At 75.7% G+C, this 20,911-nt stretch carries 16 protein-coding genes; 8 read left to right on the forward strand and 8 right to left on the reverse strand.

Annotated features, from left to right (window positions below):
* Positions 1 to 252 precede the first annotated feature (252 nt).
* Together KBZ10_RS29345 and KBZ10_RS12645 are read left to right on the forward strand one after the other, a co-directional pair.
* Entirely contained in the window at positions 253 to 1,569 is a 1,317-nt protein-coding gene (locus tag KBZ10_RS29345) for a sensor histidine kinase (RefSeq protein WP_210987684.1), read from the forward strand.
* Entirely contained in the window at positions 1,566 to 2,225 is a 660-nt protein-coding gene (locus tag KBZ10_RS12645; RefSeq protein WP_210987685.1) for a response regulator transcription factor, read from the forward strand. Before KBZ10_RS29345 ends, KBZ10_RS12645 begins: the two co-directional genes overlap by 4 nt.
* A gap of 9 nt (positions 2,226 to 2,234) precedes the next feature.
* On the opposite strand, the gene KBZ10_RS12650 is transcribed toward KBZ10_RS12645, so the two are convergent.
* The 6 genes from KBZ10_RS12650 to KBZ10_RS12675 form a co-directional block, all read right to left on the reverse strand.
* Positions 2,235 to 3,026, reverse strand: a complete 792-nt coding sequence (locus KBZ10_RS12650; protein WP_210987686.1) for an ABC transporter permease — start codon at positions 3,024 to 3,026, stop codon at positions 2,235 to 2,237.
* The gene (locus KBZ10_RS30035) at positions 3,023 to 4,015 is read right to left on the reverse strand and encodes an ABC transporter ATP-binding protein (protein ID WP_282107822.1); all 993 of its coding nucleotides are present in this window, start codon (positions 4,013 to 4,015) and stop codon (positions 3,023 to 3,025) included. The genes KBZ10_RS12650 and KBZ10_RS30035 overlap by 4 nt, the downstream gene beginning before the upstream one ends.
* 126 nt (positions 4,016 to 4,141) lie before the next feature.
* On the reverse strand, positions 4,142 to 5,179 hold the full coding sequence (locus KBZ10_RS12660; RefSeq protein ID WP_210987687.1) for an ABC transporter ATP-binding protein: 1,038 nt from the start codon (positions 5,177 to 5,179) through the stop codon (positions 4,142 to 4,144).
* Positions 5,176 to 7,251: a dipeptide/oligopeptide/nickel ABC transporter permease/ATP-binding protein gene (locus KBZ10_RS30290; protein WP_307847371.1), complete on the reverse strand. Its 2,076-nt coding sequence runs from the start codon at positions 7,249 to 7,251 to the stop codon at positions 5,176 to 5,178. The genes KBZ10_RS12660 and KBZ10_RS30290 overlap by 4 nt, the downstream gene beginning before the upstream one ends.
* A gap of 17 nt (positions 7,252 to 7,268) precedes the next feature.
* Positions 7,269 to 8,258: an ABC transporter permease gene (locus KBZ10_RS12670; protein ID WP_210987688.1), complete on the reverse strand. Its 990-nt coding sequence runs from the start codon at positions 8,256 to 8,258 to the stop codon at positions 7,269 to 7,271.
* A 73-nt stretch (positions 8,259 to 8,331) separates the two neighbouring features.
* Complete coding sequence (locus KBZ10_RS12675) at positions 8,332 to 10,011, reverse strand: ABC transporter substrate-binding protein (protein ID WP_210987689.1); 1,680 nt, start codon at positions 10,009 to 10,011, stop codon at positions 8,332 to 8,334.
* A 358-nt stretch (positions 10,012 to 10,369) separates the two neighbouring features.
* Here KBZ10_RS12675 and KBZ10_RS12680 point away from each other — a divergent pair, with 358 nt between their 5' ends.
* Positions 10,370 to 11,668 (forward strand): ROK family transcriptional regulator, encoded by a 1,299-nt coding sequence (locus KBZ10_RS12680; protein ID WP_210987690.1) that lies wholly within the window; start codon positions 10,370 to 10,372, stop codon positions 11,666 to 11,668.
* A 458-nt stretch (positions 11,669 to 12,126) separates the two neighbouring features.
* On the opposite strand, the gene KBZ10_RS29365 is transcribed toward KBZ10_RS12680, so the two are convergent.
* Positions 12,127 to 12,486 carry an RNA polymerase sigma factor gene (locus KBZ10_RS29365; RefSeq protein WP_374223343.1) on the reverse strand — a complete coding sequence of 120 codons (360 nt, stop codon included), beginning with the start codon at positions 12,484 to 12,486 and terminating at the stop codon, positions 12,127 to 12,129.
* On the opposite strand from KBZ10_RS29365, the gene KBZ10_RS12690 reads away from it, so the two are divergent.
* Positions 12,430 to 13,479 carry a B12-binding domain-containing protein gene (locus KBZ10_RS12690; protein WP_307847388.1) on the forward strand — a complete coding sequence of 350 codons (1,050 nt, stop codon included), beginning with the start codon at positions 12,430 to 12,432 and terminating at the stop codon, positions 13,477 to 13,479. The two genes, KBZ10_RS29365 and KBZ10_RS12690, sit on opposite strands and share 57 nt — an antisense overlap.
* A 416-nt stretch (positions 13,480 to 13,895) precedes the next feature.
* On the opposite strand, the gene KBZ10_RS12695 is transcribed toward KBZ10_RS12690, so the two are convergent.
* Complete coding sequence (locus KBZ10_RS12695) at positions 13,896 to 15,269, reverse strand: deoxyribodipyrimidine photo-lyase (RefSeq protein ID WP_210987692.1); 1,374 nt, start codon at positions 15,267 to 15,269, stop codon at positions 13,896 to 13,898.
* 590 nt (positions 15,270 to 15,859) lie between these two features.
* Between KBZ10_RS12695 and KBZ10_RS12700 the strand changes: the two genes are divergently transcribed.
* Genes KBZ10_RS12700 through KBZ10_RS12715 form a run of 4 tightly spaced genes read left to right on the forward strand, consistent with a single transcriptional unit; the run spans position 15,860 to position 20,848 of the window.
* A complete protein-coding gene (locus tag KBZ10_RS12700; RefSeq protein WP_374223339.1) occupies positions 15,860 to 17,116 on the forward strand; it encodes a polyprenyl synthetase family protein in 1,257 nt (418 codons plus the stop codon).
* 5 nt (positions 17,117 to 17,121) lie between these two features.
* Positions 17,122 to 18,699 (forward strand): phytoene desaturase family protein, encoded by a 1,578-nt coding sequence (gene crtI, locus KBZ10_RS12705; RefSeq protein WP_210987795.1) that lies wholly within the window; start codon positions 17,122 to 17,124, stop codon positions 18,697 to 18,699.
* Complete coding sequence (locus tag KBZ10_RS12710) at positions 18,696 to 19,796, forward strand: phytoene/squalene synthase family protein (RefSeq protein ID WP_210987693.1); 1,101 nt, start codon at positions 18,696 to 18,698, stop codon at positions 19,794 to 19,796. Before crtI ends, KBZ10_RS12710 begins: the two co-directional genes overlap by 4 nt.
* Positions 19,796 to 20,848: a DUF5914 domain-containing protein gene (locus KBZ10_RS12715; RefSeq protein ID WP_210987694.1), complete on the forward strand. Its 1,053-nt coding sequence runs from the start codon at positions 19,796 to 19,798 to the stop codon at positions 20,846 to 20,848. Before KBZ10_RS12710 ends, KBZ10_RS12715 begins: the two co-directional genes overlap by 1 nt.
* Positions 20,849 to 20,911 lie beyond the last annotated feature (63 nt).

The raw sequence follows: 20,911 nt of genomic DNA on the forward strand, positions 1-20,911 counted from the left end.
TCTTACGCCACTGAATTAAGTAAGTCAATGTGATCGCCACCGGCCGCCACCGGCCGAGCGAGAGCAGAGGGCTTCGACGACCGCCGCACCAGACCCGGGCAGCCGGGCCCGGGCCTCGCCCTGAGGAGCACCCCTGCCGGCTCGGGCACCGCGCCCACCACCGGCCGCCGGCGCCCCGGCGGTACGGCACGCGTGTGCGAGGATCGGGACGTGTCGCCCTCATGGCCCGATCGCGTCCTTGACAGGCCGCATGTGATACCCCGTCTCGTCATCCTGCTGCTGGTCACGGCCGGCCATCTCCTCCTGCTGCGGAGCGGCCCCGGGCCGGCGGCGGCCGACTGGGGCTTCGCCCTCGCCGCGGTGGCGATCGGGATGTTCGGCGCCGTCCGGCCGCTGGGCACCGCGCTCGGCCTGGCGGCCCTGCTGCTCGCCGCGGACGCGTACGGCGGGAGCTTCGCCCACGGCCCGGCGGCCGTGGTGAAGTACCTCGCGGGCTTCTCCCTGCTGGAGCTGGCGGTCCGGCGGCCGTGGCCGAGGGCGCTGCTCGGTGGTGCCGCCCTGACCGCCGTGTATGCCGTCCACACGGCCGACGGGATGCCCGCGGAGCTGCCCCCGCTGCTCTACCGGGTGGCGGTGACGGTCCTCGGTCCGCTGCTGCTGGGCAGTACCGTCCGCGCCGCCCGCCGGGCCGCCCGGCATGCCCGGAAGTGCGCGGAGGAGGAGCGGCAGGGCCGGGAGCTGCGCGTCCGCGCGGCGCGGGTGGCCGAGCGCGCGGCGATCGCCCGGGAACTGCACGACCTGGTGGCCCACCACGTCTCCTCCATGGTGCTGAGGGCGGGGGTGGCCCGGCACACGCTGCCGGTCACGGACGACCGGGTGACCGGCGTCCTCGACGATCTGCACACGACCGGCACCGCCGCCCTGGCCGACCTGCGCCGCCTGGTGGCCGTCCTGCGCGACCCGGGGCAGCTGCCCGGGGACGGCGGGGAGGCCCTGCCGCCGGTCCCCGGCGGGCTGCCCGCCGCCCTGCGCACGGCCGTCGAGCGCGGCCGGCGGATCGGGCTGGACGTCGAGGAGTCGACGGACCCGGAGACCGGCCGCCTCGACGCGGTGCGCGGGCTCGCCGTCCTGCGGCTCGTCCAGGAGGGGCTGGCCAACGTCGCCCGGCACGCCGGCCCGTCGGCGCGTGCCACCGTCTCGGTGCGGATGACCGGGGCGGGCGCCGTCACCGTGGACATCCGCGACCACGGCCCGGCGCGCGGTGCCGGCCGGGCCGGGCCGGCCCCGTCCGGGACCGGTCTCGGTCTGATCGGCATGCGGGAGCGGGTCCGGCTGCTCGGCGGTTCGCTGCGGGCGGGCCCGGCCGGCGACGGCTGGCACCTCACCGCCGAACTCCCGGCCGACCCGGGCGACGCAGCCGGCCCGGGCGATCCGGGCGCTCCCGGCCACGGGGCCGGCCGCCCCGCTCCGGGCTGCCCGGACGGTGTGGTGGATCCGGCGCTCCCGGCGGTCCCGGCCCGCCCGGGCTGCGAACGGGCGGACGGCCGGCGCGAGGGGGTCCGCCCGTGATCCGCGTACTGCTCGTGGACGACCAGCGGCTGGTCCGCGCCGGGCTGCGGATGCTCTGCGAGGCCGCCCCCGACGTGCGCGTCGCCGGTGAGGCCGAGGACGGGCGCCGGGCGGTGCGCCTCGCCGCGGACCTGGCGCCCGACGTGGTCCTGATGGACCTGCGCATGCCCCTCGTCGACGGCATCACCGCCACCGGCCGGATCCTCGCCGCCCGCCCCGCCACCCGTGTCGTCGCGCTGACGACCTTCGACGACGACGACCACCTCTACCCGGCGCTCGCCGCGGGCGCGTGCGGCTTCCTCGTCAAGGACGCCGCACCGGCCGAGCTGCTGGACGGCATCCGGCGCGCCGCGCGAGGGGACGACCCGTTCAGCACCTCCGTACTGCGCCGCCTCGTCGGCCGGGCCGTGGCGGCGAGGAACGGCGAGAACGAGCGGCGGTCCGGGTCATGGCCCGCCGGTCTCACGGACCGCGAACGCGAGGTGCTCTCCCTGCTGGGCGCCGGGCTGTCGAACGGCGAGATCGCCGAGCGGCTGCACCTCGGGGTGACCACCGTCAAGACGCACGTCTCCAGCCTGATGGCGAAGACCGGTGCCGAGGGCCGGGTCCGGCTCGCGGTGCTGGCGGTCCGGGCGGGCGTCACACCGCCCGGGTGAGGCGCCGGTTCACTCGTCGCCCGTGGGTGTCCAGCGGAAGAACACGATCCCGAGGGCCGCGCCCGCCACCGCCCAGACGCCGAGCACGGCCAGGTGGCCCCACTCGAATCCGGCGCCGGTGGTGCGGGGATCGAAGACGGTCAGCATGGCGAGGAAGAAGTGCCGGACGGGCAGGAGGTCCGCGACGTGCCCCATCGCGGCGGGCAGCTCCTTGCCGGGGAAGAAGTTCCCGGAGAGGAAGAACATCGCCAGGCCCGCCCCGAACGCCATGGGGAGTGACGCGGAAGCCCTTCTGACCAGCACGCTGAAGGGGAAGGCCACGACAGCGCAGGCGAGCGCTCCGGCCAGCACGGTGACGGCGCCCGCGAGGAGCCGGGTCCCCGGGAACGGCACGCCGAGGACGAGCACGCCCAGGGCGGTGACGAGCGCGGCGAGGAGCAGCGACAGCACGGTGGCCGTCACCACGTGACCGGCCAGGAAGACCGGGGCGGGCACCGGTGTGGAGCGAAGGCGCTTGAGCACGCCGTACTCGCGGTCCTCGACCAGGGTCATCGTCAGGTGCTGGAACGTCGCGGAGACGACTCCGATGACCACCACCGAGGCGGTCATGATGGTGGACACGTCGAGCAGCCACGACCGGTCCGGGGCATGGACCTCCTCCCCGTCGAAGATCGAGGCGATGACGAGCAGGTACAGCAGCGGCAGGACGGCGACCAGGAACGTGGTCTGCGGGTTGCGCACGGCGATCCTGGCCGCGCAGCGGGTCTCACGCAGCAGCAGCGCGGGGGTGCGGGTGCTCATCGGGTCTCCTCCGTACGGTGGGTGGGGGCGGCCCCGGTGACGGCCAGATAGACGTCTTCGAGCGTCGGCCGGCGTATCTCCAGCCCCGGCAGGCCGGTGCCGTGGTCGCGGGCCCAGTCCAGGAGCGGGCCGAGCCGCCCGGCCGGGTCCGGGGCGCGCAGGGTCACCGTCTCCCCGGCCGCCGCCGGGGCGGCGCCGTCGAGCAGATCCGCGGGCATCCCCGCCGGGCGGCGGAACCGGATCTCGCTGGGCATCGTCTCCCGTCCGCCGAGCGTGGCCGGCGTCCCCAGCGCCGCCACCCGGCCGTCGACGACGACCGCGAGACGGTCGGCCAGGGCCTCCGCCTCGTCCAGGTAGTGGGTGGTCAGGAAGACGGTCTTGCCCAGCTCCCGCACCGTCTCGATCATGGACCAGGCCCGGCGGCGCGCCGCCGGGTCGAGACCCGTGGTGGGCTCGTCGAGGAAGACCAGTTCGGGGTCGCCGACCAGGGCCAGCGCCACGTCCAGCCGCCGCCGCTGCCCGCCGGAGAGCTTCCCCGCCCGGCGGTCGCGTTGGCCGGTCAGCCCGATGAGCTCGATCGTCTCGTCGGCACCGCGCGGCGCCGGGTAGAAGCCGGCCTGCCGGGTGACCAGCTCCCGCACGGTCAGTTCGGGCGGCATCCGCGAGTCCTGCAGCACCAGGCCGACCCGCGCCCGCCAAGCGGCCGTGGCACGCGCCGGGTCGGTGCCGAGGACGGACACCTCCCCGCCGCTGCGGTGCCGGTGGCCCTCCAGGATCTCCACCGTGGTGGTCTTGCCGGCCCCGTTCGGGCCGAGGAGCGCGAACACCTCACCGCGCCGGACCGTGAGATCGAGCCCGCGCACCGCCTCCACCGTGCCGTAGGACTTGCGCAGGCCCCGTACCCGGACGGCCGAGTCCGGCACCTCGTCCTCGTCCTCCGCCCGGCCGGGCCGGCCCGCTCCCGTCATCGCCGCGTCCCGCATCGGCATCCTCGCTCCTCGCCGTTCGTTCAGGGAGCCCGACGCTACGGAGCGGCGGCGTGGCTGCGGGTCCGTCCTGTGGCCGGTCTTCCGGCCGGTGGGAGGAGGCCCGTCCGCCGCGGGGCGGTCGTGCGGCTAGCCGGGGGCGCCGGTGCCGGCCCCGGGCCGGGGCGCCTCCGCTCCCCGGGCCTCCTCCGCGTACAGCCGGCACCTGGCGAGGTGGCCCGCGCCGACCGTGTGGTCGGCCACCGGGCGGGAGCAGAGGTCCATGGCCTGCGGGCAGCGGTCGCGGAAGGAGCAGCCGGAGTCGGCCGGGGGCGGGCTCCCGGCCCCGGCGGTCCCGGTGCCGGCCGGCTCCCCGCCCGTCCCGGCGAGCAGGTCGGCGCGGCCCCGTCCCGACTCCGGGTCGGGGGCGGCCGAGGCCAGCAGCCGGGTGTAGGGGTGCCGGGGCCGGAGGATGACGTCGTCCGCCGCGCCGCGCTCCACGACCCGGCCCCGGTACATCACCAGGATCTCGTCGGAGAAGTGGCGGGCGGTGGCGAGGTCGTGGGTGATGTAGAGGACGGCCAGCCGGTCCTCGCGCTGCAGCCGGGCGAGCAGGTTGAGCACGCCCAGCCGGATGGAGACGTCCAGCATGGAGACGGGTTCGTCGGCGATGACGACCTGGGCGCCGGGGGCCAGCGCGCGGGCGATGGCCACCCGCTGCCGCTGCCCGCCGGAGAGTTCGTGCGGACGGCGGCGGGCGACGGACGCCGCCGGGGTCAGATTGACCCGCTCCAGCAACTGCTCGACCCGCTGCCGGAGTTCGTCCTTCCCCGCGGCCCGGCCGTGCAGCTTCAGGGGGCGGGCGAGATGATGCTCGACGGTGTGGAAGGGGTTCAGCGAGGCGAACGGGTCCTGGAAGACCATCTGGACGTGGTGGCGGTACGAACGGTCGTCCACCCGCCCGCCGTCCGGGCCCTCGGCCGTGATGGTGCCGGCGGTCGGCTTCTCCAGCCGGGCGATCATGCGGGCCACCGTGGACTTGCCCGAACCGGACTCCCCGACGAGCGCCACGGTGCGGCCGGGCACGAGGGTGAAGGAGACGTCGTCCACCGCGCGCAGCCGGGCGTGGCGCAGGCCGGAGCGGATGGAGAAGTCCTTGACCAGGTCGCGTACGTGCAGCGTGGTCATCGGGGGGCCCTCTCGTTCGGGTGCCGCTGTTCGCCGGGCCGTGGTGCCCCGCCGGCGCGGGTCCCACCGGCCGGGGCGGGGACGTCCGCCGCGCCGGACCGCTCGCGGGCGCCGGGCTCCCCGGTGCGGATGAAGGATCCGCGCTCGCCGGTGAGGCTCGGGAAGGAGTCGAGGAGTTGCCGGGTGTACGGGTGCCGCGGGTGGTCCTTGATCTCCGCGGCGGTCGCGTATTCGACGATCTCGCCCTCCCGCATGACGGCGATGCGGTCGCTCAGCTCCAGCAGCAGTGGCAGGTCGTGGGTGATGAAGACGACGGCGAAGCCGAACTCGTCGCGGAACCGCAGGATCTCCCAGAGAATGCCGCGCTGGACGACCACGTCGAGCGCCGTGGTGGGCTCGTCCATGATCATCACCTGGGGGTCCAGCAGCAGCGCCATGGCGATCATCACCCGCTGCCGCATGCCACCGGAGAGTTCGTGCGGGTAGGAGTCCAGCCGGCGCGGGTCGACGCCGACGAGGCGGAGCACCTCGGCGCACCGCTCGCGGCGCCCGGGCCGCGTCATCTCCGGGCGGTGCGTGGTGAGGACGTCGTCGAGCTGGGCGTGGACGGAGAGGACGGGGTTGAGGGCGTTCATCGCGCCCTGGAACACCATCGACAGCTTCGACCAGCGGAAAGCGCGCAACTCCTCCCGTTCCAGGGCCAGGACGTCGATGTCGCCGCCGTCGCGGTCGTGGAGGACCACCGAGCCGGAGGTGACCTCGGCGGGCGGCAGATGCAGCCGGTTGACCGCGTGGGCGAGGGTGGTCTTGCCGCAGCCGGACTCACCGGCGAGGCCCAGGATCTCGCCGCGTCCCAGGGTCAGCGAGACGTCCTTGACGGCGTGGACCGGGGGCTCGGCGCCGTAGACCACGCTGAGGTTCCGGACGGTGAGGACGGGGTCCCGCCGGCCGGTGCCCTCGCCGGCCCCGCCGCCTCCGCCGCCTCCGCCACCTCCGTCGTCCCTGCCGTCCCCGCCGTCCCCGTCGTCCCCGCCGTCCCCGCCGTACCCGTCGCGCTCGGTGTCCGCGGCGGCGGGGGCCCCGGGCAGCGGTGCCGGCCGCGTGCTCCGCACCGCGCCGGCCTTCTTCCGCGGGACGGCGCGCAGCTTGGGGTTGATGATCTCGTCGATGCTGAAGTTGATCAGCGCGAGGCCGCAGCCGAAGGCCGCGATGACCAGGCCGGGCGGGACGAACCACCACCAGGCCTCCCGCTGCAGCGCGAAGCCGTTCTGCGCGTAGTAGAGCATCGTGCCGAGCGTCGGGGAGTTGGAGGCGCCGAGCCCCAGGAAGGACAGACCCGCCTCGCTGAGGATGGCCAGGATCACCGCGAAGACGAACTGCGAGGCCAGCAGCGGCAGCAGGTTCGGCAGGATCTCCACGGAGACGACCCGCCAGGGCTTCTCCCCCGCCACCCGCGCCGCGGCGACGTAATCCCGGTTGCGCAGCGAGAGCGTCTGGGCGCGCAGCACCCGGGAGGAGGCGGCCCAGCCGGTGATCGCCAGGACGACCGCGATGGTCCACCAGCCGCGCTGCGCCGCCGGGACGAAGCCGGCGATGACGATGACCAGCGGCAGGCCGGGGATGACGAGCATGACGTTGGAGATCAGCGAGAAGCTCTCGTCCACCGCGCCGCCGAGGTAGCCGCCGATGATCCCGAAGAATGCGGACAGCAGGGTCGCCATGATGCCGACCAGCAGGCCGATCTGCAGCGATCCGCGGGTGGCGTGGGCGAGTTGGGCGAAGACGTCCTGACCGGTCTGGGTGGTGCCGAGCAGGAAGCCGTCACCCGGCGGCGCCATCCCCGAGGTGCGGACGGTGTCCGGGTCGCCCACGAGGAGCGGGCCGATCAGCCCGAAGAGGGCGATGGCGAGCACCAGTCCGAGGCCGACGCCGAGTTCGGGGGACCATCGCGGCAGCAGGGAGCGCCAGCCGCTCCGGGCCTGCGCGGAGGGGGCGGTGCCGCCGGGGCCGGTGTCCGGGCCGGCCGCGCCGGGTTCGGCGGTCTCGGTGAGGGCCGGGCTGAGATGCGTCACGGTGCCGTCTCCTCGGCTCAGTTGCCGGCTCGGGTGCGGGGGTCGATGAGTCCGTACAGCAGGTCGACGACGAGGTTGGCGCCCAGCACCGCCACCGTGATCACCAGGAAGATCCCCTGCATCAGGGCGTAGTCGTTGTTCTGCACGGCCTGCAGCAGCTTTCCGCCGATGCCCGGGTACGAGAAGACCTGCTCGGTGATGATCGATCCGGCGACCACGAAGCCGAGGGAGATCGCGAATCCGGCGACCGACGGCAGGACGGCGTTGCGCGCCGCGTAGTGGGTCATGATGCGGCGCTCGCGCAGCCCCTTGGCGCGGGCGGTGAGGACGTAGTCCTCGTCCCCCGTGGAGACCATCATGTTGCGCATCCCCAGCAACCAGCCGCCGACCGAGGAGATGACGATGGTCAGCGCGGGGAGCGTGCCGTGGTGGATCGCGGACCCGATGAACTCCGCGTTCCAGCCGGGGTCGAGGATCACGTCGTAGCCGCCGAGCAGCGGGAACCACTGGAGGGCGGAGCCGAACACGGCCACCAGGATGAGCGCCAGCCAGAAGTACGGCACCGCCGCGAGGACGGTGGTGGCGGGCACCAGGGAGTCCAGCCAGGTGCCGCGCTTCCAGCCGGCGAGCATGCCGAGGGTGACGCCGATGAGGAAGGACAGCAGGGTCGCGATCCCCACCAGCACGATCGTCCAGGGCAGTGACTGCGAGATGACCTCGGCGGCGGGCGTCGGGTAGACGCTGACCGAGATCCCCAGGTCTCCCCGGAAGAGGTTGACCAGATACGACAGGTACTGGTCCCACAGGGGTTCCCGGGTCCTCGTGCCGAGGAGGAGCTCGTAGGAACGGCGGACCGACGGGTCCACGGAGCCGCCGCGCTGGGCCAGCCTCGCCATCAGGGTGTCCACCGGGTTGCCCGGCATCAGCCGCGGGATGAAGAAGTTCAGCGTCAGCGCGGCCCACAGGGCGACCACGTAGAACGCCAGCTTCCGGATGTAGTACCTCATCGGTGGCCGCCCCTCACCATGACTCCTCCTCGAAACCGCCCGCTGATCCCGCCGAACCGGTCCGCGCCGCGGCCTACTCGGCGGGCTTCAGGTTCATGAAGATCTGCGAGTGGTCGGGGCGCTGCCACACCGCCGGGAAGGCGTACATGTTGTCCTCGGTGGGCCAGCCGGTGAACTTCCCGGCGTTGTACTCGCTGGTGGTGCCGGCGGTCAGGACGGGGATGTACGGCATGTCCTTCTCGATGGCCGCCTGGATGGTGTCGAACCGCTTCTGGCGCTCCGCCGTGTCCTCGCGGCTGATCGCCTTGAGCTCGTCGAGCGCCCGGTCGACGGCCCGGTCCGTCCACCGGGAGAAGTTCGGGTTGGCGGCCTCGCCGACCTTCGCCGTGGTCGCGGAGGAGTAGAAGTAGTTGTAGAGGTAGTACGGGTCGGCCGAGGGGCCCTGGTACAGCGAGTCGATGAGCAGCTCGTACTCGCCCTGGCCGCGGGCGTCGGACCACTCGTTCCACGACAGCTGCTGCGCCGTCACCTTGATGCCGGCCTTCTTGAGCTGCTGGCTCATGGTGTCGACGGCGGTGATGTAGTCGGTCCAGCCGGTGACCACCTTGATGGTCAGCTCCAGCGGCTTGCCGTCCTTGGCGTAGATCCCCTCGCCGTTCTTCCGGTAGCCCGCTTCCTCCAGGACGTCGGCCGCCCGGGCCGCGTCCGGCTCCATCGGCGCGAGCCGGTCCTCCAGCTTTCCGGAGATGAGGGCCTTGTCGCGCTCGGGGAGGGCGAAGCCGGGGGATATCCGGGAGGACGTGCCCTGGAAGGCCAGCTCGTTGATCTGCGTGCGGTCCAGCGCATGGTAGATCGCCCTGCGGACGGCCGGGTCGGTCTGCGGGCCCTTGCAGCCCTTGCCGGCGGCGGCGCAGGTCATCAGCACGGTCTGGTTCAGCGGGACCGTGACGGCCTTGTAGCCGGGGTAGTTCTTCTCGACGTTCCGCATGTCGGGCACCGGGCCGGTCTGCCAGTCGATCTTTCCCGCGGCGAGGGCGTCGGCGCCCGCCTGGTTGCCGGAGAGGGAGAGGTAGCGGATTTTCTTGACGGCCGGCTCGCCGTCCCAGTAGCCGGGGTTGGCCTTGAGCGTGAACGCCTGCGCCTTGAAGGTGTCCAGGGCGAACGGGCCGGTGCCGACCGGCTTCTTCATGACGTCCTTCGACGGGTCGTCGATCCTGCTCCAGATGTGCTCCGGCACGATCCAGACGCGGCCGAGGACCTGCGGGGCCTCCATGAAGGAGGGCTTGTCGAAGGTGATCTCGACGTGGGTGTCGTCGACGGCCGTGGCCCTGCCCTTGTAGCCGGTGCCGTTCATGGTCGGGTGCTTGGTGATCATGTCCAGCGTGAAGACCACGTCGTCGGCGGTGAACTTCTCGCCGTCGCCCCACGTGACGCCCTCGCGCAGGGTGACGCTCAGCTCGGTGCCGTCCTCGTTCCAGGAGTACTCGGTGCCCAGTCTGGGGGCCGGTTCCTCGTTCTTGGTGAGGTTGTAGAAGAACAGGGGTTCAAAGATCGTGCCGTCGCCGTCGAGGCGGGACGGCGAGTACGGGTTGAAGTTGGCCTGGTAGTCGCCCGACTGGCCGGTGTAGACGACCAGCGTCTCGTCGGCCGCGCCGGAGTCGCCTCCTCCGGAGCACCCGGCCAGCAGTGTGGCCGCGGCCACCGCTCCGGCCGCTGCCGTGCGGGCGCGCCGGCGGTTTCCCTGCAGGAACATGGTGGGTCCTCTCCCTCACTGGCCGGCACGCCGATGGCCCGGTGCGCCCGCCCCGTCGGGGGCGTCTGCCGCTGTGCGAGATTGTTAAGACGCCGAATAAAGAAAGTCAACCCCCTGGCGGCCGCGCGGTGCGGCGGCTCCCGCGACCCGCTCCGGCCCCGGGCGACCACGCCGTGCCGCCCGTCGAGCGCGGACCGCGGAGGCGGTGGACCCGGTCTCCCGCCCCGGACCCCGCCACGACCCGGACCCCGGCGGGAACTTCCTCAGGCAGCTAAACTAAGCAGGCTCGCGCGGTGCGGCCCGCCGGGGAGGGCATCGATATCGTGAGCGCGCACAGCGAGCGCGGGCGGAGGACTCAGTGAGCGGACCCAGCGGACCGGCGCAGGCCACACCCCATACGAGCAGCAGATCCGCCGTACTGGACGTGATCCGGGCCGCGGGCACCATCAGCCGGGTCGGGCTGGTCCGGGCCACCGGCTTCACCGGAGCCACCATCTCCACCGTCGTCCGCCGCCTCATCGACGACGGCCTGGTGGTGGAGACCGGGCGGGCCGAGTCCACCGGAGGCAAGCCCCGGGTCCTCCTCCAGCTCAACCAGTCCTCGCGGTACGCGGTCGGCGTCCACCTCGACCAGGCCGGCATCACCTACGTCCTGACCAACCTCGGCGGATCCGTGGTCGCCCGCATGTCCCGCGCCGGGGCCGGCGCCGAGGACCCGCCGGTCGTCGTCGAACGGATGGCCGGGGAGGTCGAGGCCCTGATCGACGGCGTCGGCGTCGAACGCGAGCGGGTGCTGGGCCTCGGCCTCGTCTCCCCCGGACCGCTCACCCCCACCAGCGGGATGCGGCTGACCCCGCCCGCCATGCGGCCCTGGGAGGACTTCCCGCTCGACCGCGCCCTGGAGAAGGCGACCGGGCTGCCCGTCGTCCTCGACAACGACGCCACCGCGGCGGCGCTCGGTGAGCACTGGTCCGGAGTCGTCGGCGGCACCTCCACCTTCGCCGCCCTCTACATGGGCACCGGCATCGGCGCCGGCCTGCTCATCAACGGCCTCGCCTACCGCGGCGCCAGCGGCAACGCGGGCGAGATCGGCCACGTCTGCCTCGACGTGGACGGACCCGAGTGCTGGTGCGGAGCGCGCGGCTGCACCGAGGTGCTGGCCGGACCGGCCTCCGTCGTCGCCGCCGCCCGGGCCGACGCGGACCTCGCACGGATCACCGGGCTCACCGGCGAGGGCGGCGCGAAGGGCGCCCGGCCGTCGGTGGTCGCGGAGTTCGCGGCGGTCGCGCGGGCCGCGCGCAGCGGGGAGCCGGCGGCCCGGGCGCTGCTGGAGCGCTCGGCGCGCTACCTGGCGGTGGCGGCCCGCACCCTGGCCAATGTGATGGACCTCGAACTGCTGGTGCTGACCGGGCCCAGCCTGGCGATCGCGGGCGCCACCTATCTGCCCGTCGTCCAGGAGGAACTGGACCGCTCCTTCTTCTCCCGCGCCACCCACCACGTGGCCGTACGCCTGTCGACCTCGGCGGCCACGGCGCCCGCGATCGGGGCGGCCACCATGGTCCTGCAGACCGAACTGGTGCCGCTGCGGCAGGGGTTGCGCCTCCCGGACAACCTGGCCGACGCGGAGCCGGGACCGGTCCGGGCGGCGGGAGCGTAACGGCCGGAGGGCCCGTCGGCGCCGGTCGGCCCGCCGCCGGGCGCGCGGGGCGCCCCGGGCCGCGCCGGGCCGCGCCGCGCCAGGCCGCGCCAGGCCGCGCCGGGCCGGGCCGGGCCGCCCCGGGGAACCCGGGCCTGCCGGGCGACTGCGGGAACGGCCCGGACCCGCCGGGCCGCCCGGGCGTGGAGGACCGGGCGCGGGAGCGGCCCGGGCCTGCCGGACGCCCCGGGCGGAGCGGCCCGGGACGTGGATTCCGCAACGTTCGTGCACCGTTTGACGGGCGCCACCCCGGCGCGCCGGACCCCGGATGCACCGCCCGCCGCCACCGCCGGGCTCCGCCGGAAGGCCGGCGGGGCATGTGACCACAGCACGCGGCCGAGGGACGGGGCCGCCGCCGCCCCGGGGTCAGGACGCTGCCTGACCAGCCGCTGCGGACACCGGGCGGAAGGTCCTCCGCCTCAGGCGGCCTCCTCCGCGTCCAGGAGCTCCGGGCCGAGGGCCTCGCGCAGGCGGCGCAGGCCGCGGCGGACATGACTCTTCACGGTGCCGAGCGGCAGCCCGGTGCGGACCGCTATCCGGGCCTGCGTGAGGTCGTCGTAGAACGCCATGCGCAGCACCAGGCGCTGCGCGGGCGGGAGCCGCTCCAGTGCGTGGTGGACGAGCACCCGGTCGATCACGGCGTCCGGGCGGGCCCCGGCCTCGGCGAAGCCCGGCGGCCGGGCGGCGCCCACGGCCGCTGCCAGCTCCGCGCGGCGCGTACGGTGCGCCAGCGCGTCGGCGATCTTGAACCGGGTGATCCCCGTCAGCCAGCCCGGCAGCGAACCGCGCTCGGGCCGGTAGCCCGCGCCGCCCGCGCGGTGCGTGTCGCCCGCCCGGCCCCCGCCGCGGACCGCTCCGGCCCCGGCGGCACGGCGGGCGTCTCCTCGGCCGCGCCGTCCGCCGCGTCCTCCTCCCCGGCATCCGTTCCGCCCCCCTGCGGGCCGTCCCCCGTACCGCCTCCCCCCGCGGCGGCGGACCCCCGTTCCATCCCGCCGCACGCGCCGGCAGCCGCCGACCCGGCCGGCGAGTCCGCCGTACCGGCCCCGCGCGCCCCCGCCCGGCAGCCCGGGTCCGGGAACGGGCTGCCGCTCGGCGACGTGTGGCAGGAGTGCCGCGGGCTGGCGCGGGCCGCCGTGCGGCTGGACGCTGCGGCCGTGGAGCTGTTGCTGGCCTCCGCCGTCGGACAGCACGGCCTGGTCACCGCCTGGGAGAAGGTGATGGTGCCGGCCCTGCGCGCGGCGGGCCGCAAGTGGGAGACGGCCGGGGACCGTTACGTCGAGGTGGAGCATCTGCTGTCCTGGCATGTCTCCTCGGCCCTGCGCCGGGTGCCGCCCGCCGCGCCCGCACCGTCCGGGGTGCCCGGAGCACCGCCCGTGCTGCTGGCCTGTGTACCGGACGAGCAGCACGCCCTGCCGCTGGAGGCGCTGGCAGCCGGCCTGGCCGAACGGGGCGTTCCCGTACGGATGTTCGGCGCGGCGCTGCCGGCGGAGGCGCTGGACTCGGCGGTGCGGCGCACCGGGCCGGCGGCCGTCGTCCTGTGGTCACAGAGCCGTTCGACCGCCAACCGCCCGCTGGCACGGCACGTGGCCGCCAGCGAGTGGGGGGTAAAGGGCGCGCGGACCCGCCCGGCGGTGCTGCTCGGCGGTCCGGGCTGGGCGGGGCCGCCCGTTCCCGGGACGCTGCGGCCGCTCGGACTGCGGGAGGCCCTGGAGGCCCTGGAGGCCCTGGAGGCGCTGGCGAGGCTGCGCCGCACGGGGCCGCAGACGCCGTAGGGGCACCCGGTCCCGGTCCGGCCCTCCGGCCACCGCCCGGTCCGGCCCTCCGGTCACTGCCCGGTCCGCCCCCGGCCACGGCCCGGTCCGGCCGGACGTCCGGCCCGCCCCGTGCCCACCCCCCATCACGACCGGCTGATCACTTGCCGGGCCGTTCCGCAGTCCCCGCCGCGGTCCCCGCGGACGCTCGCCCGGCGCCCCGCTGTACGGCCCGGCAAGGGCACCACCGGGCGGTGGGAACGCGCCGGTGCCGGGAGGGGCGGAAACCCGGGCCGGGCGCGGAACCGCGTCATGCCGTGCCCACCGTGCGGCCACCGTTCCGAGCCGGGCGCACGGCCAGTCGCAACGGCCGGGCCGGGCGCGGAACCGCTCACGCCGTGCCCACCGTGCGGCCCCGTTCCGAGCCGGGCGCACGGTCAGTCGCGGCCGCGGGCCCGCTTGAAGCGGGCCAGGCCCTCCGCCAGGCCGGTGAGCGGCTCCGGGTAGCCGCACCGGGCCCGTTCCGCCGCCGGCAGCCGCCACGGCTCGTGGATGAACCGGCGGTCCACGTCCGCCAGTTCGGGGACCCAGCGGCGGACGTAGGCGCCGTCGCGGTCGTAGCGGCGCCCCTGGGCCACGGGGTTGAGCACCCGGTGCGGCCGGGTGTCGGTGCCCGTCCCGGCGACCCACTGCCAGTTGAGCTGGTTGTTGGCGACGTCCCCGTCGACCAGCCACGCCAGGAAGTGCCGGGCGCCGGTGCGCCAGTCGGCGTACAGGGTCTTGGTGAGGAAGCTCGCCGCGAGCAGCCGGCCGCGGTTGTGCGTCCAGCCCTCGTGGGCGAGCTGGCGCATCGCCGCGTCGACCACCGGATAGCCGGTGCGCCCCTCCTTCCAGGCCGCGATGTCCGCCGCCGCCCGCGGACCGGTGCGCCAGCGGTCGTGGCGGGTGCGGTAGTCGGTGTGCGCGGCGGCGGGCCGGGCGGCGAGCACCTGGTGGTGGAAGTCCCGCCAGCACAGTTGCCGTACGAACGCGTCGGCGCCGGAGCCGCCCGCCTTGCGCGCCCGGTGGACGAGTTCCGCCGCGGAGAGCGTGCCGAAGTGGAGGTGGGGCGAGAGGCGTGAGGTGGCGTCGCCGGCCATGTCGTCGTGCCGCTCCTCGTAGGCGGCGAGGCCGCGGCGCAGCCAGGCCGTGGCACGCCGCCGCCCCTCGGCCTCGCCGCCGGCCGCGAGCCCCGGGGACACCTCGGGAACGCCGGCGCGCGAGGGCAGCGGCTCCGAGCCCGGCCCCTCCGGCACGCGCACCACGCGCGGGGCGGCCAGCGGCGCCCGCGGGGACTGTGCCGACCAGCGCCGGAAGTACGGGGTGAACACGGCGAAGTGGTCCGAGCCGGCCGGGGTCACCGCTCCGGGCGGCACCACGGTGACCACCGCGTCGTGGACGACCAGCCGCCGCCCGGCGGCCGCGAGCGCCGTGCGCAGCCGCTCCTCCCGCCGCTGGGCGTAGCCGCTGACACCGGCCGCCATGTGCACCTCCGCCGCGTCCGTCTCCGCGGCGATCTCGCACACCCGGTCGACGACCGGGCCGGAGCGCAGCACCAGCCGGCCGCCGCGGTCACGCAGGGCCGCGTCGAGCGCGGCCAGGCAGTCGGCGAGGAACGCACGGCGGTTGGGCGCGGCGAATCCGGCCACCTCGATGCCGTCGTCGCGGACGAAGAGCGGCACCACCGCGTCGGCGGAGGCGAGTGCCGCCCGCAGGGGCGGGTGGTCGTGCAGCCGCAGATCGGCGGTGAACAGGACGACCGAGACGGTCATGGCGCCCTTCCGGAGGGGAGTATGCGGGTGGTGTCGGGACCGGAACACCGGGGCCGAGGTTCCGGGGGCGGGGGGCCGGGGCCGGGGGCCGGGGGCGGCGGCCGCGCCCGCCCCTGGCCCGCACCGCGCCGCGTCCCGTCCCGTCCGTACGGCCGTGCCGCCTCCGCGGCACCCACCGCCCATGGTGCCCGCGGCACCGCTCCGCGGCCGCCGTCCCGGCTTCCGGGCGGCGGCGCGTCCTCCGAACGGTCCTCCGCCGGACGTGGCGCGGGGCGCGGCCGGGTCCGGCGTGATCGACTGGAAGGGCGGCGTCCGGCGCCGCCTCCGAGCCACATCGGCGACGTGCCCGCCCGGCCGCATCCGCGGGGCACCTCTGCTCCGAATGAGATGGGACCGCAGCCGATCGACGCGACGAGAGGACGTGCCAATTGCGCCGCACACGGGCAGAGGAGCCACTGGCCACCGGCCGCCACCCGGGTCCGTCCGCGGCCGCCCGGCCGCCCGGCGGACCGTGCGAGCCGTTCGGCGGCGCCGTCAACCACCCCCCGGATGAAGGGGGTTCGGGCCCGCTGTCCGGGTACCCGGAGCCCGTGGATGCGAGCACCGCGGACGCGGACCTCATGGAACCGGACGTCGTGGACGCGGATGTCGCGACCGCCGTCGGACACATACTCGACGGTGTTCTGCGGGAGCGGGTCACGGCCGCGGCGGGGATCGACGACGTCTTCGCCCGCGACATCGCCGAGCGCGTCATGCGCTTCACACTCGGCGGCGGCAAGCGCGTGCGCAGCCAGTTCCTCTGGTGGGGGCTGCGGGCCTGCGGCGGGGGCCGCGATGCGGGGGCGGTGGAGTCCGCGCTGCGCGTCGCCGCCGGGCTGGAACTGATCCAGACCTGCGCGCTGGTGCACGACGACGTGATGGACGACTCCCCGCTGCGCCGCGGCCGGGCCGCCGTCCACGTGGAACTGGCGGCCCAGTACGGGAAGCCGGCGGGGCGCGAGCCGTCCCGGCACGGAGCCCGCGGCGGACCGGACGAGCCCTTCGGCCGGGCGGCCGCCATCCTCGCCGGGGACCTGGCCCTCGCCTGGGCCGACGACACCCTCGCCGAGGCCCCGCTCGCGCCGGACACCCGCCTCAGGGTCCGCGGCATCTGGCGTGCCATGCGCACCGAGATGGTCGCCGGGCAGTATCTCGACCTGCACGGTCAGGCCACCGGATCGCGCTCCATGGTGCGGGCGATCCGCACCGCGTGCCTGAAGAGCGCGCTGTACTCGGTCGAACGCCCGATCGCCCTCGGCGCCGCGCTCGCCGGTGCCGGGGAACGCACCACGCGCGCCCTGTGCTCCGCGGGCCGCTGCGCCGGCATCGCCTTCCAGCTCCGCGACGACCTGCTCGGCGTCTTCGGCGATCCGGAGCACACGGGCAAGCCGTCCGGGCACGACATCCGCGAGGGCAAGCCCACCTATCTCGTCGCCGTGGCCCGGGCGCGCGCCGAGGCGGACGGGGACGGCGCGGCACTCGCCGTCCTCGACGGCGCCCTCGGCGACCCCGGCCTGTCCGCGGACGGTCTGCGCCGGGTCCGGGCCGTCCTCACCGGAACCGGGGCGCGCGCCCTCACCCAGACGAAGATCGACCGGCTGGTCGCCCAGAGTGCGCGCCATCTGGCGGGGGCCGCCGTGGAGCCCGTCGCGGGCCGCCGCCTGCGGGCCCTGCTGTCCGCCGTCGCGGGGGCGGACCCGGGACCGGACCGCGCGGCCTCCGGGCCCGGGCACCGTTCCGCCGCGGGGGCACCGGACGGTCTGCCCGTGCCGCTGCTCCTCTCCGCCGCTGCCGAAGGAGACCGATGACACCGATGAGAACCGTCCGGGGCCGGACCGACCATGTGGTGGTGGTCGGCGCCGGACTGGCCGGCCTGGCCGCCGCGCTGCATCTGCTGGGCGCGGGCCGGCGGGTGACCGTCGTGGAGCGCGGCACGCTGCCCGGTGGCCGCGCCGGCCGCCTCGACCGCGGGGGCTACCGCATGGACACCGGGCCCACCGTGCTGACCATGCCCGAACTGGTGGACGAGGCGCTGGCCGCCGTCGGCGACAGCCTCGGCGACCGGCTGGACCTCGTGCCGCTGCACCCCGCCTACCGGGCCCGGTTCGCCGACGGGGCCGTACTCGACGTGCACACCGGCGCCGAGGCGATGGAGGCCGAGGTCGAACGCTTCGCCGGCGCCCGCGAGGCCGTCGGCTACCGGCGGCTGCGCGGCTGGCTGGAGAAGCTGTACGCGGTGCAGATGCGCCGCTTCATCGACGCCAACTTCGACTCCCCGTTCCAGCTGCTCCACCCGGATCTCGCGCGCCTGGCCGCGCTCGGCGGTTTCGGCCGGCTCGACGCCCGGATCGGCTCCTTCCTCTCCGACGAGCGGTTGCGCCGGGTCTTCTCCTTCCAGGCGCTGTACGCCGGGGTGCCGCCGGCCCGGGCCCTCGCCGCGTACGCCGTCATCGCCTACATGGACACGGTCGCCGGGGTGTACTTCCCCCGGGGCGGCATGCACGCCCTGCCGCGGGCGCTGGCGGACGCGGCCGCCGACGCCGGGGCCGACTTCCGTTACGGGGAGGAGGTGACGGAACTGGAGCGCTCGGGCTCCGGCCCGGGTTCCCGGCCCGGCCGGGGTTCCGGGGAGCGGATCACCGCCGTCGTCACCGACCGGGACCGCATCCCCTGCGACGCGGTCGTCCTCACCCCCGACCTGCCCGTGGCGTACCGGCTGCTGGGCCGCCGCCCCCACCGCCCCGCCGCCCTGCGCCACTCCCCCTCGGCGGTGGTCCTGCACGCGGGCACCGACCGCACCTGGCCCGGGCTCGCCCACCACACCCTCTCGTTCGGCGCCGCCTGGAAGAGCACCTTCCGCGAACTGACCCGCACCGGCGAGCTGATGAGCGACCCCTCCCTGCTCATCACCCGGCCCACCGCCACCGATCCCGCGCTCGCGCCCCCGGAGCGCCATCTGCACTACGTCCTCGCGCCCTGTCCCAACACCGACATCGGCCCCGGCGTCCGCGCGTGGACGGACCTCGCTCCCCGCTACCGGGACGCTCTGCTCACCGAACTGGAGCGCCGCGGCCTCCCCGGCCTCGGGGCGGCGATCGAGGAGGAGTGCCTGGTCACCCCCGCCGACTGGGCCGCCGAGGGGCACGCCGCCGGGACGCCCTTCTCGGCCGCGCACACCTTCGCGCAGACCGGCCCGTTCCGGCCCCGCAACCTCGTCCGCGGCACGGAGAACGCCGTGCTCGCCGGCTGCGGCACCACCCCGGGGGTGGGGGTGCCGACCGTCCTGATCTCGGGGAAGCTCGCCGCCGCCCGCGTCACCGGGCCGCCCTCCCCGCCGCGATCCGCCACCGGCCGCATCCCCGGCCCCGCCAGGAAGGGCACCCACGTATGACCGAACGTGAACTGGACGCGGCGGGCATCACCGATCCCGCGCTCCGCGCCGCCTACCACGAGTGCCGCCGGCTGAACGCCCGCCACGGCAGGACCTACTTCCTCGCGACCCGGCTGCTCCCCGCCGAACGGCGCCCCGCCGTCCACGCCCTCTACGGCTTCGCCCGCTGGGCCGACGACATCGTGGACGACCTGGGCCGCGACGCGTCCCCCGGCGAACGGTCACTGGCGCTCGAACGGCTGCGCGAGCGGCTCGCGGCGGGGCTGCGGAACGGCAGCCGGTACGGAGACGGCGGCGCGGACGGCACCGGAGCGGACGTCCCGGACGGCGCCCGGAACGGCGCGGGCGGCGAGCCGGTGGTGCGGGCCCTCGCGCACACGGCGCACCGCTACGCCATCGACCACCGCCACTTCACCGACTTCATGGACTCGATGCGCAGCGACCTGGAGATCACCGACTACCCGACCTACGACGACCTGCGGCGCTACATGCACGGCTCGGCTGCCGTCATCGGCCTGCAGATGCTGCCGGTCCTCGGCACCGTCGTGCCCCGCGAGGAGGCGGCGCCGCACGCGGCCGCGCTCGGAGTGGCGTTCCAGCTCACCAACTTCCTGCGGGACGTCGGCGAGGACCTCGACCGCGGCCGGGTCTACCTCCCCGCCGACCTGCTCGCCGCCCACGGAGTCGACCGCGACCTCCTGCAGTGGAGCCGGGCGACCGGCGCCCGCGACCCGCGCATCACGGCCGCGCTGATGGCCGCCGCCGACCTCACCCGCGGGGTGTACCGGGAGGCGGCGCCCGGCATCGCCCTGCTCGACCCGGTCTCACGGCCCTGTATCCGTACCGCGTTCGTGCTGTACGGCGGCATTCTGGAGGCGGTGGCGGACGACGGGTACGCCGTGCTGCACCGCCGGGCGGTCGTCCCGCGCCGGCGCCGGGCGGCCGTGGCGCTCGACGGGCTGGCCCGGGTGGCGGCCGCCCGGCTGCGGGCCCGTACCGGCCCCCGCCCGTCGTCCCGGTCCGCTCCACGGCGGACCGCCCGGCCCAGCCGCACGGCCGTCGCCACCGTCGCGCGCGCCCACGGGGAGGCGGGCTGATGCCCGCGGCGGCGGACGGCAGCCGGCGCCCGGGCCGCTTCCCGCTCCGGCTGCGCCGCGATCCCGTCCCCTGGGACCGCCAGCAGCCGACCTGGGGCGAGGCCAAACCGGCCCTGATCGCGGACGCGTTGAAGCGCGCGCAGGCCCGCCCGTCCGGCAACTGGTACGTCCTCGGCGCCACCCGCCACCTCACCGCCGGCCGCCCGCTCGGTGGCACCGTCGCCGGTACCGAGGTCGTCGCCTGGCGCGGCGCCGACGGGCGGCTGCGCGCCGGACCGGGCGCCTGCCCGCATCTCGGCGCCCCCCTGAAGGACAGCCCGGTGCGCTGCGGCACCCTCGTCTGCCACTGGCACGGACTGGCCCTGAGCGGCACGTCGTTCGCCGGCTGGGAGCCGTATCCGGTGTACGACGACGGGCTGCTGGTCTGGGTGCGCCTCGACGCCGTCGGCGGTGAGGAACCGCTGGACCGGCCGGTGCTGCCGGCCCGGCCGGAGCCGGCGGGCGCGCTGCCGGCCGTCTACGCGGGCGTCGGGCGGTGCGAGCCGGAGGACATCGTGGCGAACCGGCTCGACCCCTGGCACGGCGCCTGGTTCCACCCGTACTCGTTCGTGGACCTCACCGTGGTGGGCACTCCGGGCGGGGACGGCGTGGGCGAGGAGGCGGGCGAGGAGGCGGGCGAGGACGGTTTCGCCGTGGACGTGTCGTTCAAGGTGGCGGGCCGGGCGGTGGTGCCGGTGCGGGCGGTGTTCACCGCGCCCGAACCGCGCACCGTCGTCATGCACATCGCGGAGGGCGAGGGCCGGGGGTCGGTCGTCGAGACGCACGCCACGCCGCTGACGGCCCCGGACGCCACGTCCGGACGGCCACCGCGCACGGCGGTGACCGAAGCCGTGGTCGCCGCCTCGGACCGCACGGGCTTCGCGCTGGCCCGCGCGGCGGCGCCGCTGCTCCGCCCGCTGATGCGCGCGGCGGCGGGCCGCCTGTGGCGCGACGACCTGGCGTACGCGGAACGCCGCTGGGAACTGCGCAGCACGGGACGCTTCCCCGGCTGAGCGGACGACGCACGCCGTCCGCCGGAGCGGCGCCGGAGCCGCACCGGAGCCCTCGCGCACTGG

Source organism: Streptomyces sp. F63 (assembly GCF_018070345.1).
Taxonomy (GTDB): Bacteria; Actinomycetota; Actinomycetes; order Streptomycetales; family Streptomycetaceae; genus Streptomyces.